Origin of the sequence: Tolypothrix campylonemoides VB511288_2, from assembly GCF_045999855.1 — a bacterium.
Lineage (GTDB): Bacteria > Cyanobacteriota > Cyanobacteriia > Cyanobacteriales > Nostocaceae > Scytonema > Scytonema bouteillei_A.
This window is the reverse complement of record NZ_JBFPMW010000012.1, coordinates 308,995-326,265: the sequence shown is the minus strand read 5'-3', so window position 1 is coordinate 326,265 and position 17,271 is coordinate 308,995. Positions and strand designations below refer to the sequence as shown.

General features: G+C 42.7%; 20 protein-coding genes. 12 read left to right on the top strand and 8 right to left on the bottom strand.

The window, feature by feature from the left end; genetic code table 11:
* Nucleotides 1–99: 99 nt before the first annotated feature.
* Nucleotides 100–1,137: a class II fructose-bisphosphatase gene (gene glpX, locus AB0756_RS30255; protein ID WP_038079312.1), complete on the bottom strand. Its 1,038-nt coding sequence runs from the start codon at nucleotides 1,135–1,137 to the stop codon at nucleotides 100–102.
* Between the two features lie 385 nt (nucleotides 1,138–1,522).
* Here glpX and grxC point away from each other — a divergent pair, with 385 nt between their 5' ends.
* From grxC to grxD, 7 genes are all read left to right on the top strand, one after another.
* Nucleotides 1,523–1,840: a glutaredoxin 3 gene (grxC, locus tag AB0756_RS30250; protein WP_038079307.1), complete on the top strand. Its 318-nt coding sequence runs from the start codon at nucleotides 1,523–1,525 to the stop codon at nucleotides 1,838–1,840.
* Between the two features lie 75 nt (nucleotides 1,841–1,915).
* Nucleotides 1,916–2,440 carry a hypothetical protein gene (locus AB0756_RS30245; RefSeq protein WP_038079303.1) on the top strand — a complete coding sequence of 175 codons (525 nt, stop codon included), beginning with the start codon at nucleotides 1,916–1,918 and terminating at the stop codon, nucleotides 2,438–2,440.
* A 59-nt stretch (nucleotides 2,441–2,499) separates the two neighbouring features.
* A complete protein-coding gene (tadA, locus tag AB0756_RS30240) occupies nucleotides 2,500–2,985 on the top strand; it encodes a tRNA adenosine(34) deaminase TadA (RefSeq protein ID WP_050046765.1) in 486 nt (161 codons plus the stop codon).
* A gap of 112 nt (nucleotides 2,986–3,097) precedes the next feature.
* Entirely contained in the window at nucleotides 3,098–3,931 is an 834-nt protein-coding gene (locus tag AB0756_RS30235; RefSeq protein ID WP_038079299.1) for a lysophospholipid acyltransferase family protein, read from the top strand.
* Between the two features lie 185 nt (nucleotides 3,932–4,116).
* Complete coding sequence (locus AB0756_RS30230; protein WP_038079295.1) at nucleotides 4,117–4,725, top strand: hypothetical protein; 609 nt, start codon at nucleotides 4,117–4,119, stop codon at nucleotides 4,723–4,725.
* A 530-nt stretch (nucleotides 4,726–5,255) separates the two neighbouring features.
* On the top strand, nucleotides 5,256–5,510 hold the full coding sequence (locus AB0756_RS30225) for a BolA family protein (RefSeq protein WP_038079372.1): 255 nt from the start codon (nucleotides 5,256–5,258) through the stop codon (nucleotides 5,508–5,510).
* A 247-nt stretch (nucleotides 5,511–5,757) separates the two neighbouring features.
* A complete protein-coding gene (gene grxD / locus AB0756_RS30220; RefSeq protein WP_038079293.1) occupies nucleotides 5,758–6,081 on the top strand; it encodes a Grx4 family monothiol glutaredoxin in 324 nt (107 codons plus the stop codon).
* A gap of 169 nt (nucleotides 6,082–6,250) precedes the next feature.
* On the opposite strand, the gene AB0756_RS30215 is transcribed toward grxD, so the two are convergent.
* Nucleotides 6,251–6,499 carry a DUF6761 family protein gene (locus AB0756_RS30215; protein ID WP_038079370.1) on the bottom strand — a complete coding sequence of 83 codons (249 nt, stop codon included), beginning with the start codon at nucleotides 6,497–6,499 and terminating at the stop codon, nucleotides 6,251–6,253.
* 219 nt (nucleotides 6,500–6,718) lie between these two features.
* Nucleotides 6,719–6,877, bottom strand: coding sequence for a hypothetical protein (locus AB0756_RS30210; protein WP_167844769.1), 159 nt, complete (start codon nucleotides 6,875–6,877; stop codon nucleotides 6,719–6,721).
* A 139-nt stretch (nucleotides 6,878–7,016) separates the two neighbouring features.
* Here AB0756_RS30210 and AB0756_RS30205 point away from each other — a divergent pair, with 139 nt between their 5' ends.
* Nucleotides 7,017–7,778, top strand: a complete 762-nt coding sequence (locus tag AB0756_RS30205; RefSeq protein WP_038079368.1) for a response regulator transcription factor — start codon at nucleotides 7,017–7,019, stop codon at nucleotides 7,776–7,778.
* 40 nt (nucleotides 7,779–7,818) lie between these two features.
* On the opposite strand, the gene AB0756_RS30200 is transcribed toward AB0756_RS30205, so the two are convergent.
* From AB0756_RS30200 to AB0756_RS30180, 5 genes are all read right to left on the bottom strand, one after another.
* Nucleotides 7,819–8,598 carry an ABC transporter ATP-binding protein gene (locus AB0756_RS30200; protein ID WP_038079367.1) on the bottom strand — a complete coding sequence of 260 codons (780 nt, stop codon included), beginning with the start codon at nucleotides 8,596–8,598 and terminating at the stop codon, nucleotides 7,819–7,821.
* A 187-nt stretch (nucleotides 8,599–8,785) separates the two neighbouring features.
* Nucleotides 8,786–9,328 (bottom strand): hypothetical protein, encoded by a 543-nt coding sequence (locus tag AB0756_RS30195; RefSeq protein WP_050046764.1) that lies wholly within the window; start codon nucleotides 9,326–9,328, stop codon nucleotides 8,786–8,788.
* 103 nt (nucleotides 9,329–9,431) lie between these two features.
* Entirely contained in the window at nucleotides 9,432–9,893 is a 462-nt protein-coding gene (locus AB0756_RS30190; protein WP_050046912.1) for a DUF4079 domain-containing protein, read from the bottom strand.
* 127 nt (nucleotides 9,894–10,020) lie between these two features.
* Complete coding sequence (locus AB0756_RS30185) at nucleotides 10,021–10,416, bottom strand: DUF1830 domain-containing protein (protein WP_038079280.1); 396 nt, start codon at nucleotides 10,414–10,416, stop codon at nucleotides 10,021–10,023.
* 770 nt (nucleotides 10,417–11,186) lie between these two features.
* Entirely contained in the window at nucleotides 11,187–11,447 is a 261-nt protein-coding gene (locus AB0756_RS30180) for a hypothetical protein (RefSeq protein WP_167844770.1), read from the bottom strand.
* On the opposite strand from AB0756_RS30180, the gene AB0756_RS30175 reads away from it, so the two are divergent.
* From AB0756_RS30175 to AB0756_RS30160, 4 genes are all read left to right on the top strand, one after another.
* Entirely contained in the window at nucleotides 11,437–13,029 is a 1,593-nt protein-coding gene (locus AB0756_RS30175; RefSeq protein ID WP_038079366.1) for a photosystem II high light acclimation radical SAM protein, read from the top strand. The two genes, AB0756_RS30180 and AB0756_RS30175, sit on opposite strands and share 11 nt — an antisense overlap.
* Nucleotides 13,030–13,126: 97 nt before the next feature.
* The gene (locus AB0756_RS30170) at nucleotides 13,127–14,539 is read left to right on the top strand and encodes a DICT sensory domain-containing protein (protein WP_038079278.1); all 1,413 of its coding nucleotides are present in this window, start codon (nucleotides 13,127–13,129) and stop codon (nucleotides 14,537–14,539) included.
* A 174-nt stretch (nucleotides 14,540–14,713) separates the two neighbouring features.
* Nucleotides 14,714–15,538, top strand: a complete 825-nt coding sequence (locus AB0756_RS30165) for an RnfABCDGE type electron transport complex subunit D (protein ID WP_038079272.1) — start codon at nucleotides 14,714–14,716, stop codon at nucleotides 15,536–15,538.
* Between the two features lie 298 nt (nucleotides 15,539–15,836).
* On the top strand, nucleotides 15,837–17,171 hold the full coding sequence (locus AB0756_RS30160; RefSeq protein WP_038076102.1) for a DUF2330 domain-containing protein: 1,335 nt from the start codon (nucleotides 15,837–15,839) through the stop codon (nucleotides 17,169–17,171).
* The last annotated feature ends 100 nt before the right edge of the window (nucleotides 17,172–17,271 follow it).

The following is a 17,271-nucleotide window of genomic DNA, read 5'->3' as shown; positions in this document are numbered from 1 at the left end:
CCAGTCCCCTACGGCGGGAAACCCGCCTACAGGGCTGGTCTCACCATTAGCCATCAGCCATTAGCTATTAGCTATTAGCTATTAGCCATCAGCCAATAACTATCTCAACTGTAGAGTTTTTGGCTCATCAAACAAATGAATTGTATCGACAAATCGAGCAGTGCGGGACTGGCTGGAAATAACCAAACTTTGAGTCCTAGCGCCGCCGTGGAAGAAGCGAACACCATCCATAAGCGTTCCTGGGGTAATACCGCAAGCCGCAAACAGTACGGTTTCACCAGAAGCCAATTCATCAGCGTTGTAAACCCGATCTGGGTCTGTAATGTTCATTTCTTTGAGTCGTGCAATGTTACCTTCTCTGCTCTCTCCAATTAACCCAGTTTTTACGACTTCTGGATCGTAAATCAGTTGTCCTTGGAAATGCCCACCCAAACAACGTAAAGCAGCTGCGGAAATCACACCTTCAGGTGCAGCACCAATACCCATGAGCGCATGAATGTTAGTACCGGCGAAGGCGCAGGAAATGGCAGCAGAAACGTCACCATCGCTAATTAGCCTGACTCTAGCCCCTGCTTGTCGGATTTCTTGAATAAGTTCCTTGTGGCGGGGACGATCCATAACGACCACTACCAATTCATCTACGGAACGGTTTAAGCACTCGGATAAAATTTTGAGGTTTTCAGTGGCAGACTTGTTAATATCAACATGACCGCGAGCTTGAGGTGGTGCTGCTAATTTCTTCATGTAGAAGTCTGGTGCAGCAAATAGACCGCCTTTTTCGGAAATTGCCAATACTGCCATTGAGCCGTTTTGACCGTAAGCAACTAGGTTGGTGCCTTCGCAGGGGTCAACAGCAATGTCAATTTCAATTAATTCATCGGGGTTGCAGAAATCTTTGGCATCTGAACGGGTACAGATACCAACTTCTTCCCCAATATAAAGCATGGGAGCTTCATCGCGTTCGCCTTCACCAATTACGATGCGACCGCGCATATAAATTTTATTCATCCGTTCCCGCATAGCTTCCACAGCCACTTGGTCAGCAGTGTTCTTCTCACCTTTGCCCATCCAACGGGAAGAGGCAATGGCGGCTTGCTCAACAACCTCAATAATTTCTAACCCAAGTGTATTTTCCACAAACTCTGCCCTCTCAATTGCTTGGTATTACGTTGTTCTGTGAAATCTATTTCAGTTTTCAAGTCTACCAAACGGCGGATACCTGTGGAAAATAGTATCAACTTGCGTCTATGTTAAGTTTTGCTTCTAAAGTGGAGTAAGTCGTTAGTTGTTAGTCGTTCGTGGTAATTTTTGAATAGTTAGGTTCTTCTTATTTTATAAGTATTTTTACTGAATAGATATAAAATTTCAGTATGTCTGAGGTTATTGCCTATCAATAACATTGAAGTGATTTCATCTATTCCAATAAAATTTTCTTTTATCAAAAGCAGTAAAATTTTTAACATATTACTGGTCGCTGTTCTCTGGTGATACCATACTTGAAAAACAGTGAAGTCAACGAACAATGGTAAACTTTATTAACTCTGTGTTGGGTCGTCATCCAGAATCTATCAAAGCAAATGTAGAAATTTATACTTGGCTAACTTGCCCGTATTGTATCCGTGCCAAATTGCTTTTGTGGTGGAAGGGTGTAAATTTTACCGAGTACAAAATCGATGGGGATGAAACTGCTAGAGCGAAAATGGCAGAACGTGCTAACGGACGCCGCACGGTACCACAAATTTTTATTAACAACCAACATATTGGGGGTTGTGATGATATTTACGAATTGGATACAAAGGGTCAATTGGATTCTTTGCTCGCTCAACCCGTAACATTATAAAGCAAAGAAACTGCGATCGTTGTGATACACGTAGAATTACAGATGTTCTTACAGTAGATTTAAGCAGAAAAAATTATGCAAGTAAAAGTATTAAAAATTGCATTTTTCGTTGCAGTATCGCTTTTGATACCAGCCTGTGCTGAAGATCCTTCTCAAATTTTTACTGGAACACAGCAGGCAATTCAACAAGGCTCTCAATCTAATTCCTTGAGTGTTGCAAAAGCAGAATTTGGTATTGTGAGAATCGACCCCCAAGATTACAAAGTTTCTTTTACGCCCACTAATAAAGTGCCATTAAAAAATGAAACAGCTTATGGATGGCGCATTCGGCTGAAGGGCTATCAAGGTCAAGTGACGTGGCGCGAGATTTATCAATTGCCAAAAGCAGCAAAAAATTGGGGGGCTCCTGCTAGTGCTGAATTTTCAGTATCGAGAGACAAAACACAAGCAACAACGCAACGTACTGTCTACACAAAAGATGGTGTTATAGGAAATACTTGGACTGTGTCACCAGGCGATCCTCCTGGGACGCATACTATAGAAGTTTTTGTCAATAACCGTCAAGTAGGAAAGTTTGAGTTTAATTTAGTAAGTAGTTAGTTGTTAGTGGTTAGTTGTTAGTGGTTAGTTGTTATTAGTTCTACTGACAACTAACGAAAATGTTAATTAAATATTTAGATTATCTGACACACCAAAAGTGGATGAGCCGTGCTTTAGATTTAGCACAGGTAGCCGGTGATGCAGATGAAATCCCAGTAGGTGCTGTTATTATTGATTCATCAGAAAATTTAATTGCAGAAGGTGAAAACAGAAAGGAGCGTGACAAAGACCCGACAGCTCATGCGGAAATTCTTGCGATTAGGGAAGCATCCCACAGGTTACAAACTTGGCGTCTGAACCAATGTACTCTATACGTGACTTTAGAACCTTGTGCTATGTGTGCCGGTGCAATTGTGCAGGCACGTATAGGTCTTTTAGTGTACGGAGTTGACGATCCAAAAACTGGGGCAATTCGTACTGTTAGTAACATACCCGATAGCGCAGTTTCCAATCACCGATTGCGCGTTATTGGAGGTGTTCTGGAATCTAGCTGTCGTCAACAATTGCAAGCTTGGTTTGCTAATCGGCGACGAGATTCTAACTAAAGGACAGAGGTGAAACTGTCCAATTGGTACTACTCAAGTCACGGAAGAAAATCTACGGTGTATCTAATACGAGTTTCAAGCGCATTTTACCTAACAGTTAGCAGCCACCGTCATGATTGAGCAACAATCTTCCTTCGATTCATCCCGCAACGTATCAGCTACTATGCCAGCAAACCCTCAGGTGGCTCATTCTACTACCTCGCGGGTTTGTCCTTGGCTAAGCCCACTGATGTATTTACTAGGGCGGCATTTTCTCATGCCACTTTTCTTTGGAAGGATAAAAATTACCGGACAAGAAAATCTTCCTAAAACAGGTCCTGTTATCCTTGCTCCTACGCATCGGGCGCGGTGGGATGCTTTACTCATACCTTATGTTGCAGGTCGTTGTGTGACAGGTCGAGATTTACGCTTTATGGTCACTATTAGCGAATGCCAAGGTCTCCAGGGTTGGTTCGTTCGCCGTATGGGCGGTTTTCCTGTCGATCCTCAACGCCCATCGATTTCCACTCTCCGTCATGGAGTAGACCTTCTTCGGAATGGCGAAACTGTGGTGATTTTCCCAGAAGGTGGTATTTTCCGCGATGACGAGGTTCACCCTCTAAAACCAGGTATTTCTCGTTTGGCTTTAAGTGCTGAATCTAGCGATAAGCCGGGGGAGGCGGCGCTGCCATGCGATAAACTGGGTACAGCTAGCGCTAAGAGCGAACGCGGTCTCGGTGTCAAAATTGTACCTATTGCCATTCAATACAGCCAACCTTATCCCACATGGGGTACAGATGTAACTATTCACATTGGCTGTCCAATAGAAGTAGCGGATTATACTGGCAATTCTGTTAAACAAGAAGCAAAACGCCTTACATCTGATTTAACAAAGGCACTTCAAAAATTAAATCATCAAGAAGCAGAACTTACCCAACACGCATTTGCGGAAATTGCTAATGGCTAATGGCTAATGGCTAATGGAAGGCTGGTAAATGGTAGTACTAGTACTGTGGGAACTTGATTTTATTGATTTTCAGTCTAAAACCAAGAGACTTAACATATAGCTTTACTTTGTGAAAGTACAAAACAGAGTTAAGATACCCGAAGTTTCAATACGTGTTTTATTGAGTTAGTACTCCACTTTACCCCATGAAATTTTTTCTCCATGTTCCTTTAATTCGCCTCACTTCTCTAGCGGGGGTGCTAGCTTTTTGCTTGCTATCACCTGTTGCTGCCCAAGTAGAACTTCCTGGGAACTCTAACCAAGTTCAGCCGATCGATCCTAACGATCCCAATACCCTTCGTCCAACAGGGCAAAATAACAGCTTGTTGAGCATTGACGGAGGAAAACGTCTGATGACAGAGGCAAGCAACGCAGTCTCTTCTCAAAACTACGACACGGCAGCTAAGAAACTTCAAGAAGCCAGAATTGTTTTTAATCAGCTATCCAATTTTTATCAGGATTTGAACTCTAGCTTCTCAGGAATTGACAACAGAGTTGCTGATGCTCAGCGCAAAAAAGCACTGGAAACAGCTCAAATGAGAGATGAAGCAACTTACCAGCTAGCACTCGTACATCGAGCACAAAATAAACCAGAATTAGCTGTACCGTTACTGATTCAAATTGTGAAAAGTCAAAACCCTACAAGGGATTTAGGCAAAAAAGCTTATCAGCAGTTATTGGAGTTGGGTTTTGTGGATACTCCAGCACGAGGTGGTGGTACAACTTCTTCTACCTCTTCCCCTCCCAAAAAATAATCTAATTCCCACTTATGGATGTGTTCTTTAACATCTCTATCAGATAAAGTTATCTGTTATGTCCGTTTGTCACTAGAGGATTTTTGAAAAGTTTGGGCGAATATAATTCGCTACCTTACAACCTCTCGTCCGCCTACACGGAGCAGCAAAAAAATCAAGGTTCTGAAACCCACCTATGTGGGTTTTATCTGTATGGTCGCGAATTCTGTCTGCCGGGTAACGAGAGGACTGCGATTATACCTTAATTTGAGTTTGACAAACCTCATACTCACTCCTTCTTTCTTAAGGAAACAGAGTCCCCAATGGGAGCTTAGCTGTGCTACCTTTAATTCTCTCTTGTCGGTCGCGAGGGAGGGCTTGACTAATTTTTCCCAAGTCAGAAGTGTGCAAATTATATGCAAGGGCGGCTTAGCACCCTCATTTCATCAAACTCACCTTACATTAGTTGCCAAGCTTCCAAAAAATTTTAGTTGCAACAGTTAAAATCCGTAATAGGAAGACTAAATAAAGTAAGGTTCTCAAAAATCGCGATGATTAGTCCGCAGCAAGTTGAGGAAATGATTAAGGCTGAACTGCCAGATGCCGTAGTTCAAGTGCAAGACTTGACTGGAGGCGGTGACCATTATCAAGTCACTGTTGTGTCATCGCACTTTGCAGGTAAGGGATTGGTACAACAACACCAGTTAGTTTACAGTGCAGTACGGCAAGCTATGTCTACTGAAGCTATCCACGCCCTAGCCCTCAAAACCTATACTCCAGATAGTTGGCAAACGGCTAATGGCTGATGGCTGATGGCTAATGGTGAGACCAGCCTTGTAGACGGGTTTCCCGCGCCCTAGGGACTGGCGTTTGCGTATAGCCCTTCCGGGCATAGCCTGCGGCATTGCGGAGCGTGTGCCTTGCACATAGCGTCTCCGTTCCTGAGATACAAGGGAGGGCTAATGGCTAGTGGCTAATGGAAAACTGACAATTAGCAATTAGCAATTAGCAATTAACAATTAAACCAAAAATAAGTTAGGAAATAACGAGACAATGACTCCAGAACTTAAAGAGCGACTCGATAGTTTAGTAAAGCAAAACAAAATTTTAGTGTTCATGAAAGGCACCAAACTGATGCCCATGTGTGGCTTCTCTAACAATGTTGTTCAAATACTGAATACATTGGGTGTTCCTTTTGAAACAATTAATGTACTTGACGAGCCCGATATTCGCCAAGGTATTAAGGAATACTCTAATTGGCCTACTATCCCTCAAGTTTATATCAATGGTCAGTTTGTAGGTGGTTCGGACATCTTAATTGAACTCTACCAAAAAGGCGAGTTACAGCAAATGGTAGAAGTCGCTTTAGCGTCGTAAAAGCAAAAACCCTCAGCAGATTTTGAAACCTGGGGTTTGCTGAGGGAATAAATTGAGCTAAAAACTGTCTCCAAAAATTTCGATCGCTGCTACGTGGTGACAAAGCAGATAATTATGCTATAATCATCTGCGTTGATTTCTAGATGGCTGCGACTACCTGCACCAGGCATTAGTAGTAATCTGGTTGGGGTTGTGTTTGTGTCATTGTAAAGTTTGAAACATCGTGTAAGTAGCGGCTTGCTTCCTCCTCTAAGCGATGAATCAGATACGGCTCAATGGCATTACCGTGACGCAGCGCGGCTAAATAGCCATCCAAATACATCCGCATATCATCCATGCGATAACCGCGATTCCATAGCTCGACGAAGGCGTCGGTTAGTCTTTGGTAATAGCGGATGGTTTGTGTGTCTTGGAGCATAACGGCTGTTGAAATCTGTTTGGAAAAAAGATTGTAGTCGATTTGAAACCAGATGTGAAGTCCCACATCTAGTTTTGCATTGACGAATGGGTATTGATATCTTCCTCTTTGGGGAAACCCCAAGAGCTAGCTACAAATTATTTAGATCCTATTCCATAAATTAGGGAATAGGGTTGACTGGTAAGTTATTGTTATAATTCAAGGGAAGAATGGCATAAGTCATTTTGGGGGGTAGAGTACATTAGTAGGAGAGTCTTTGCTATTTGTTGCGATCGCAGGATTGGTAAGCAGCACTCTATCCATAGCAGGGTATTTAACAGAAAGTAGTTTTGATAAGTCTAACAAAAATTTAAGAATATTACTAATTTGGCTTGGCATAAGGCATTGATTAAACACCTTGCCCGTATAAGTATTGGTAAATTTGAAGCTAATAGCAATTGAAGTAACAAGGATTACAAAACATAGGACATATGCTTTGTTACCTTGAAGGTCATACATAATGAGGGGTCTTGCCACCGTGGGTTCGGTTTGTATTGAAATCGTTGAGGGAAATCCCCATCTGAGGTCATTGCTAGGCTGGCACTTGCAACAACTGGACTATCGGGTGCATCAAGCTGCAAGTATATATCAAGCTAGGGAAGTCTTTTTAAGCAATCAGCCAACATTAGTCATTCTTGATGCCGATTTACCTGATGGTGATGGCATTGAGTTTTGTCGTTGGTTGCACCGTCAGCAGCAGCCTCTAATTCTCATGCTATCTGCACGAAGTAATGAGGCTGACATCGTTGCTGGGTTAAAAGCAGGGGCAGATGATTATCTCAGCAAACCTTTTGGGATGCAGGAATTTTTAGCACGAGTGGAAGCACTCATTCGTCGAAAACGCACGCCTGTTGCACCTGCTTATTTGGATTATGGTGCTTTGCAAATCGACCTGGTACAGCGTCGAGTTCGTTACCAGGGAGAGTTCATTGACCTAACACCACAAGAATTTAGTTTGCTTTATGTTTTAGCACAAGCTGGAGGAGTCCCTTTGAGTCGGTCAGAACTTTTGCGTCGTGCTTGGCCAGATGCTATTGATAATCCCCGCACTATTGATACACACGTTTTATCTTTGAGGAAAAAAGTGGAATTAGATCCACGCCAACCAAGTTTAATTCAAACTATCCGTAATGTTGGTTATAGATTTAACATGGAAGTTCTCAACGCTAACAACCCACAATCAACAACAAAAATCCCGAAGGAAAGATTTCACAATCAACGTTCAACGGTTAGTGGTTAGTTATTAGTTGCTAGGAGAATTAATAACCAATAACCACTGATTAAAATTCAAATTCATCTTGAGCTTTAGCTTTTATTAAATTCTCTTTTACGTTAGCCCAATTTATATGAGGGACTTTTTGATTGCTTATTAAACGACCTTGCTGTAAATATAACAAGCACGTACAAAACTCCTGGCACAGATCGAGTTGGTGATTGACCATAAGAACAGTTGTTTGCTGGTTTTGAGCAAGCTGGCACAGTATCTGTATCAAATGTTCTGCCTTCCCCGCATCTAGGGCTGATGTTGGTTCGTCCAGTAGCAGAATTTTTGGTTGAATGACTAAAGCACGGGCAATTGCCACCAGCTGTCTTTGTCCTGCAGAAAGTTGTACCTCAGCCCGTCCCAACCAATCATCTGGAATTTGTAACTGTTCTATCCAATAAGTGACACGTTGTTGGACGATCTGTTTCGATAAGCCTCGTAGAACTAGGGGATACGCCAAAGCTTCTTTCACTGACATCCCCAAGAGTTTGGATTCTTGTGGTACTAATGTGACGGATGAACGAAGTTGCAATGCGGGAATTTGACGGTACTCTTGATTCTCCAGATAGATTTTGCCATTTGAATATTCGCTTAAACGGTTTAACACCCGTAACAGATAACTTTTGCCTGCACCAGAAGATCCAGTAATAGCTATGCGATCGCCCTCAAATACCTCAAAAGAAATATCCTGTAGTATGGGGTATCCTAACTGTTCGCCTTTTTTCTGAGTTTTCAAACTAGCAAACAAGCTGACTTGTTCTAAGCGCAGTAATGCTTTGGGAGTAGGTTGTCCCATTTGCGAGTCTTGCTGAATTTCCAATTTTAACCTTTCCGCTTTAAAATTAACGTGAATTCGACAGACCTCACCCTCTTCTTGAAGGAGCGTGGAGAACAACATTCTGAGAGCGCTTTTGAAGCCCCTCTCCTTGCAGGAGAGGAGTTTGGGGCGAAGTCTGTTTTAACTGCATCGAACTCACGTTATTTTAAGTGACTCCAGCAACAGCTGTTGCGATCGTCCAGACATCGACTAATAACAGCAGAAATGTAAATCCTAATAAAATCACATACATCCAAGGTTGAGCTAAAGGATATACATCTGCTGTGTCTATCCCTGTTTTTTCTTGAACAATTTGAACTAAACGAGCAAACCCCACGATCCGCATTGGTAGTAAGTACGCTTTACCATCCTGAGAGAGAAAATAGTAAACTAGCCCGCCTTGTCCTGTGGTACGGGGTTTTAAGCTTTTAATTTCTACCCAAGGTAAAGACCATCCCTTGCGAAAAAAACGCGGTACCCATTTAGGATAAGTAACCTGAATTTCTCGGTCATCCACAATCACGCGTTCACTTAATGCTGCGTATAAGGCTATCAACCCAATAGCAATACCTACCCACAGAAGTGTTGGTGGTACGGGCGCTTGTGTAACTTGCGCTAAGAAAGGCAATGGTGTAGTCAGTGCTACATATAAAGATAAAAGAGTAATTCTAATTAAGGGCGAGAGACGAAAAGTAGAGGATGATTCCATTTTTGAACTTGGGTTGGTTAGTTTAACACGCCTAATCCCACACTAGCTAAAAACGATCGCTTTCGTAATCTGGTTCCAAAAAACCATCCAAGACCAACATTGACTAAGGCAAATACTTTTGTACGACACTCCATCCTGTCAGCGACACCCAGATAAAAGCAAATAACAGAACGATGTTGGTTCCGACATGGACGCGCTTAGCCCAAGGACGTGTGGAATGAACCAGCAAAGCACTTCCTGCAGAAACTAAAACAAGTAAAACAACGATCGCGCCTGCATAAAGATGTGAAGAATGACCTAAAGAACCGAAGTGACCGAGAGTCCCAATAATGCCAATCAGCAACAGCAGCAAAACTAAACTTACCATACAACTGCCGATAAGCAAGTGAAGAGCGCGTATATCCGTATTGTCTGTAGAACCCTGAAAGAAAAAAGGAAGACGTTCCGATGTTCTGCTAAAAAACATCCAAACTCCCGTAAATGCTAGCACCACGTAAGCCAGCAACGACAAGCCCATCGACCATGCTGCTATTTTCCACAACCAGACAAAAGAAGGTAGATCCATATTTAATGGGGAAAAAGGGGACAAGGGAGACAAGGAGGACAAAGGAGAATTTTTATAACAATACCCAAAATCCAAAATAAAAGGGCTGCTGAGTACAGCAACCCTCAAACTAAGCAAATTTGTTTTCTTAATCAACAGATACTAAACCAGTGACATTTAAAGATTTTATAGAATCTCCGGTTTTTGTATGAATGGCTTGAACAATTGGTTTTTTATGAAAAGGATCTATTTCTGACTGAGAGGTTGTTGCTAACTCGTAATTGCTAGCTTCATTAACGACAAGGCGATTGCACGGAATTCTATCCGATAAAATTGCACTTGCCATCATACCCGTGTGAATCTCTAGGTGAGCTTCTCTAGGTGCTTCAAACACTAACCGTTGTCCGGGAAAAACAACCCTTTCAAAGTACCAATTAGGAATGTTTGATATGCGTGCCACTTGTATTTTACTTGTGGCATTCACGTAGCAGCAGAAAAGTGTAGCCGATTGCTCGGGTGGTAGAGGATCTAGTATTTGAGCCATAACTGCTGAGGAGCTTTATTTACGCCACTATTTTATATTACATCAGATAAAGCTAACACCGATCGATCCCCACATGCTGTAACTGCGACTACCATATGAACTTTTACACACGATCTCTATCTTAAGGTATGCCAGAGATATGAAAATTTTGTAAAAATTTATGCCTTTTACGCAATTACACATTACACGCAAGCAAATACGCTCTCCGTACCTCTTAAAAATTAAATATAGCTATACTGCCATTGTCTGTTTTGCAGCTGAACTCTATAAGTAACCACTGTGGATCGTAGTATTTCTTAAATGAACCAGAATGGTATTGTAAAGATATGAAAATATTTTTTTCATATCTTCTATCTCTAAAGGATATGTATCCAATAATCAGTAACCCGTAATTGGCGATCGCTCACCTGTTACCGGAGATCGTTAAATCCCCAGACTTATAAAGTAGGAAATTTGAATAATGAATCGATTGATTTTTTCCCTAAATTTATTTAGGAGGTACAGCAGTTCTAAATCATTCCTAAAAAATTGAAACTGCTATAGGTAGGACTAAAGCCAACCACGTGTCCTATTTTGTGGGCTAAAGCCCTACCTACTTAGATTTCATACCTCAAACAGGGTTCCTGGAGTTCCAAAATTTCACCATAAAGTTTGAAAACCATTCTTAACTCCCCTCCAAGCCCCTATAAAAACAAAACCATTAAACAAGTTGAGAAGAGAAGTGAAAATGTCAAGTAAAATTAGAGAGAGGACACAAAACATAACAAAACTCATATAAAAGCAGTTATTGCCAGTACACGAGGTGCGAAAATAAGGCAACCATGAGTAACAGACAAAAAGCTTGTATTGTATGCTTTTGCGCCTTCTGCCACGCAACTTGCTGTAGCTAGTGAAACCACGCACGGCGATCGCTCGTGGGGCAAATCCCCAAGATCGCGTTGCCTCACCACTGCAGTGACTCCTCTAACGAGAGTAGTTCTGCGTTTTTGTACTAGTGCTGTCTCTCCGAACAAAGGCAAAATGGAAGTCAAGACACCTGTGATGGAAAACCGAATTCTTTACGTCCGCCTTCCTTGTAACCCTATCTTTCCTATTGGGGTTGTCTATCTTTCAGACCACGTCCACAAGCTGTTCCCCAGCGTCGGGCAGAGGATTTTTGATTTAGGAACAGTACCACCCATCGATTATGCCACTGCCCTAGATCGCTGTATTGATGAATTTAAGCCAACACTGCTCGTATTTTCTTGGAGAGATATCCAAATTTATGCTCCTGTTGGTGGGCGTGGGGGTAACCCATTGCAGTATTCCTTTGAGTTCTTTTATTCAAAGAATCCCTTTGTAAAATTACATGGGGCAATAGGCAGCTTGCGGATGCTTGTCAGTTATTACACAGAACTATGGCGTAACTTAGATCTCATCAAACGCGGATTAAAACGTGCCCGACAGTACAATAAAGATACACGTCTGGTGGTTGGTGGTGGTGCAGTCAGTGTATTTTACGAACAGCTGAAAACAAGCCTGCCCGAGGGAACTATTGTTTCTGTAGGGGAGGGCGAAACTCTACTTGCAAAACTTTTAAGTGGTAGAGATTTTCAAGATGAACGTTGTTATGTAGTAGGAGAGACACAACCACGCCCGCGTCTGATCCACGAACAACCTACTCCATTAGAGAAAACGGCTTGTAACTATGATTATATAGAAAGTATTTGGCCGGAGTTCAGTTACTATCTCGAAGAAGCTGACTTTTACATCGGTGTACAAACCAAACGGGGTTGCCCCCACAATTGCTGCTATTGTGTTTACACTGTTGTTGAAGGAAAACAGGTTCGCATCAATCCATCTGATGAAGTGGTGGCGGAGATGCGCCAACTTTACAATCGCGGTATACGGAACTTTTGGTTTACGGATGCTCAATTTATTCCAGCTAGAAAATTTATCGATGATGCTGAGGAACTTCTACAGAAAATCATTGATTCTGGCATGACGGATATTCATTGGGCAGCTTACATCCGCGCTGACAACTTGACACCCAAAATGTCTGAGTTGATGGTGAAAACTGGAATGAACTACTTTGAAATTGGTATTACCAGTGGCTCTCAGGAACTAGTTCGCAAAATGCGAATGGGGTACAACTTGCGAACGGTTCTACAGAATTGCCGGGACTTAAAAGCAGCAGGATTCAACGACTTAGTTTCCGTCAACTACTCCTTTAACGTTATTGATGAACGTCCGGAAACGATTCGCCAAACCATCGCTTACCATCGGGAACTCGAAAGGATTTTTGGTGCTGATAAAGTCGAACCTGCTATCTTTTTTATTGGGCTGCAACCTCACACTCATTTAGAAGAGTATGGTTTTAAAGAGGGAATCATTCAACCCGGCTGGAATCCCATGAGCCTTATGCCATGGAACTTCAGAAAACTTCTGTGGAATCCCGAACCTCTTGGTTCCTTCTTTGGTAAGGTTTGTTTGGAAGCATGGCAACGCAATCCAAATGATTTTGGACGGGAAGTCATGAAAATCCTAGAAGAAAAGTTCGGCTGTGCCGATCTAGAAGAAGCGCTTTCCGCACCCGTTGAGAGTAAAGACAAACAACTCGTTGGTGTCGCTTAGATTACGAGGAAGGGGTGATGGGGTAAAATTGCCCCCACTCCCCCACTCCCAACTTCCCACTCTCCCACCCCCTCTGCGATTCATCCTATAAAATCCCATGTTACAAGGCTCAATTTTACAAAAACTAGAAACAGCTCATCGATACAGTACTAGACCAATCCAATTCGGTGTTTACTACAAGAATACTTTAGTCTCGTTGTGCCATGCCTTAGAAGACCATATTCTCAAAGACGAGGGTAAGCCGCTAGTCATCACAGCCTTTCAACAGGGGAAGTGGTATTTACAAGAAGCAGAAAGATACGCAGATATAGCCAAAAAAGCCAGTCATATTACCATTATGGCAGCTGCTGATAGCGTATTCGCCGAACACGCTACCAGCCAGTTACCTAACATTAGTTTGGTGCCATTAGATACAACAGATCCAGTCGCTCAAGAATGGCATCTCATTATCATGTCGCCCGGATACACGGCAATGGTTATTTGTCAAGAGTTGATGGAAGCTGATTATGGTCCTAACGAGCAACCTGCATCAGATATAGAACGAAAATTCTACGGTTTGTGGACGTTCGAGCCTGAATTGGTACGGGAGACGGTAGAATTGGCGATCGCTCACGTTGAACAATACAATTCAGAATTAGCGACAAAACTCAAGTCATACACGCAAACCATTCAGCCCACTTTTGCCACATTAGAAAACTTAAGTGAAGTCACTGCCCGTGTTGTAGATTATCTCCAAACGGGTCAATTCAACCTACCAGAATACACGGCAACCCGGCATCAAGCATTAGATCGCAATTTAGTATCCAACGAAATCCAAGCCTTCTTGCGGATGGCACAAATTCTTGATGCATCAGATATCAAAAACCCAAAGGCAGCATCAGAAGTTGTGGCACTTGCGGAAACAATGGGACAACTTCTCGATCTTCCTGCATGGCAAATCAAACGCCTGCGGCTTGCCGGTTGGCTGCATCGTATAGACCCATTACAAAAAGCAGAAAGTGTTCTGCCTCCAGGGACTTATACTGGATACCAACAAGATGCCCCCAGTTGTCCCCTGACTTGTCCCCTTGTACCCGGTACGCAAGTCTTGCGAAGAATGCCAAGATTGAGAGCGATCGCACAAATTATTACACATCAAACCGAGTGGTGGGATGGAACAGGAGAACCTGCTGGATTGGTAGGAGATGAAATTCCTCTGGAATCAAGAATCCTATCACTAGTTGCCGATTTTCAATGGCGGGTGAACAAGAAAAGAAGCACTCAAGTTAACCGAGAAGAAATCTTTGTGCAAGCGCTAGAAGAATGTAGAACGCTCCAATCGCACCGCTTCGATCCTAAACTTGTAGAAACCTTAACTTTACTAGTGATGGGTTTGCAACAAGGACTTGACTTACCACAGGTGCTACCAAAAGTGAGCAGTGGTATGTGGTTGTTAGACAGCAAACTAACGGTAACCAGCAATCAGTTAAGAGTAACTAGTGACCCGCGATCGCGCTCCGACAGCCTGTAGAGGCTTGCTGTTTCAAGCATCTTCACTCTCATTCCCAGGCAAAACCTGGGAATGACCGCATGAAGGCTCTGTCTCACGACTCTGTAACAAATTCTGTAACATTGGCACCATTTCACTAAATTTCAGTTTATATCTAGAACAGCCATCTAAGAGAAATCCCGGTTATAGCGGGTAATGCTGTTTAAAGATATACGCGATTATCAAATTCTTTTTCTCACCTTGTTCTTAATTCTTGGAATTGGAGCAAGAGACTGGACATTACAACCTCAGTTAATTCTAGTAGCAATCGTCACTTGTATATCCATACAATGGCTGTTGTCATCGATTGTTAATCATTTGTCAATAGTTCGGGACAAAGAACAAACCATAAGTCTTCGCAGTGCTGTCATTACTTCCCTCGGGCTTAGCCTGTTGTTAAGGGCTGACCATTGGACAACAATGGCTTTCGCTGCAGCAAGCGCTATTGCTAGCAAATTTGTTTTTAAAGTTGACGGCAAACATTTCTTTAACCCCGCTAACTTTGGTATCATCTCTGCCTTAGCATTAACTCCTGATGCATGGGTTTCGCCAGGACAGTGGGGGGAAGACTGGTGGTATGGGCTGCTATTTGCTGGAACCGGAGGCATGATTCTCAAGCGAGTTGGACGTTGGGATACGACAACAGCTTTTCTAGGTACCTACGCTGGGTTAGAAGCGATTCGCAATATTTGGCTGGGCTGGACTTGGGATGTTTTTTTGCACCGACTCACGAGCGGCTCGTTGCTTCTTTTTGCCCTGTTTATGATAACAGACCCTCGCTCAATTCCCAATGCAAAAACCGGGCGCATAATTTGGGCTGTGTGTATTGCGTTATTGACTTTTCTTCTCAGGAATTACTTCTACATTTCTACAGCAGTTTTTTGGGCATTATTTGCAATTGCTCCACTGACTATCCTAACAGACATATTGTGGTCAGCACCGCGTTTTTCTTGGTTGATGGAAAGAAAAGTTAATGGCTAATTGCTAATTGCTAATTGCTAATGGCTAATTGCTAATGGCTAATTGCTAATGGTGAGACCAGCCCTGTAGGCGGGTTTCCCGCCGTAGGGGACTGGTGAGACCAGCCCTGTAGGCGGGTTTCCCGCCGTAGGGGACTGGTGAGACCAGCCCTGCAGGCGGGTTTCCCGCCGTAGGGGACTGGCGAACCCGAAGGGCGAACCCGAAGGGCGAACCCGAAGGGCTAATGGCTAATTGCTAATGGCTAATTGCTAATGGCTAATTGCTAGTAAGAACTAACAACTAATAACTGACCAAATACATGAAACTATATCAATTCATCATTTCATTACTACTAACAGTTACACTTGCTATTTGCTTTGTATCTCCCGCTTGGGCTTTTTGTGGATTTTATGTTGCTAAGGCTGATAGTAAACTGTATAACAAAGCTTCACAAGTTGCGATCGCTCGAAGTGGCGATCGGACTGTTCTCACGATGGCAAATGACTATCAAGGGGAAGTCAAAGATTTTGCAGTTGTCGTACCCGTACCTACTGTAGTTAAAAAAGACCAAGTTCGAGTTGCTCTCCCCAAAATTCTCGAACGTTTGGATGCTTTTAGTGCGCCGCGATTGGTAGAGTATTTTGACTCTAACCCTTGCGAGCAAAATTACCCAGAAGCTATGGATGCTTTACCAGCACCAATAGCTAGAAGTGCAGGTTCTGCAAGGAGAGAGCGGAATGACAGTTTGGGTGTAACTGTCGAAGCCCGCTTTAATGTTGGTGAATACGACATTGTGATTCTGAGTGCTAAAGAATCAGGCGGATTGGAAACTTGGTTGAATCGTAACGGCTACAAAATCCCTAAAGGAGCAAAACAATTACTTCAACCTTACATCCGTCAAAAAATGAAGTTTTTTGTTGCCAAAGTCAACCTAGATAAATTTGAAGAAACAGGATATCAGTTTTTGCGTCCGTTGCAAATTTCTTACCAATCGCCTAAATTTATGCTGCCCATTCGGTTGGGAATGATTAATTCAACCAACGAGCAAGATTTAATTGTCTATATTTTATCGCCTAAAGGACAAGCTGAAGTTACAAATTACCGAACTGTGAAAATCCCCTCGGATGCAAATATCCCTCTATTTGTGAAACAAGAATTTGGTAAGTTTTACCAATCCATGTTCCAAACTGCCTACACGCGAGAAGATAAAAAAGTCGCTTTTTTAGAATATGCTTGGGACATGAGCAATTGCGATCCTTGTTCTGCCGATCCTCTCAACCGTGAAGAACTCAAGCAAGCAGGCGTATTTTGGCTCGATGATGTCTCTCCAGAGAACAGACCGGTACCCCGTCCTAGAGTGGTGCGCCCTCCGATTGTGTCCGATAATGTTTTTATAACCCGTCTGCACGTGCGTTATACCCGAAATAAATTCCCAGAAGACTTAATGTTTCAAGAAACCTCGAACCGCGAATCTTTCCAAGGACGATACATTTTGCAGCATCCTTTTACAGGGGAAATGAACTGTGAAAGTGGTAGACAATACAAACAGTCTTTGCCGAAACGTTTTGAAAGGGAAGCCCAAACTCTTGCAAAATTGACCAACTGGAACATTCAGGAAATTCGCAAAAAAATCAAGCTAGGGGCTAAAGTGTGAAGTATAAAGTATAAAGTATGAAGTTAACCTCCTTAATTCATTGAGGAGGCTTCATCCATTTAGCAACTGATTCTTCATCTTCTTTTTTGCAATCATCTCT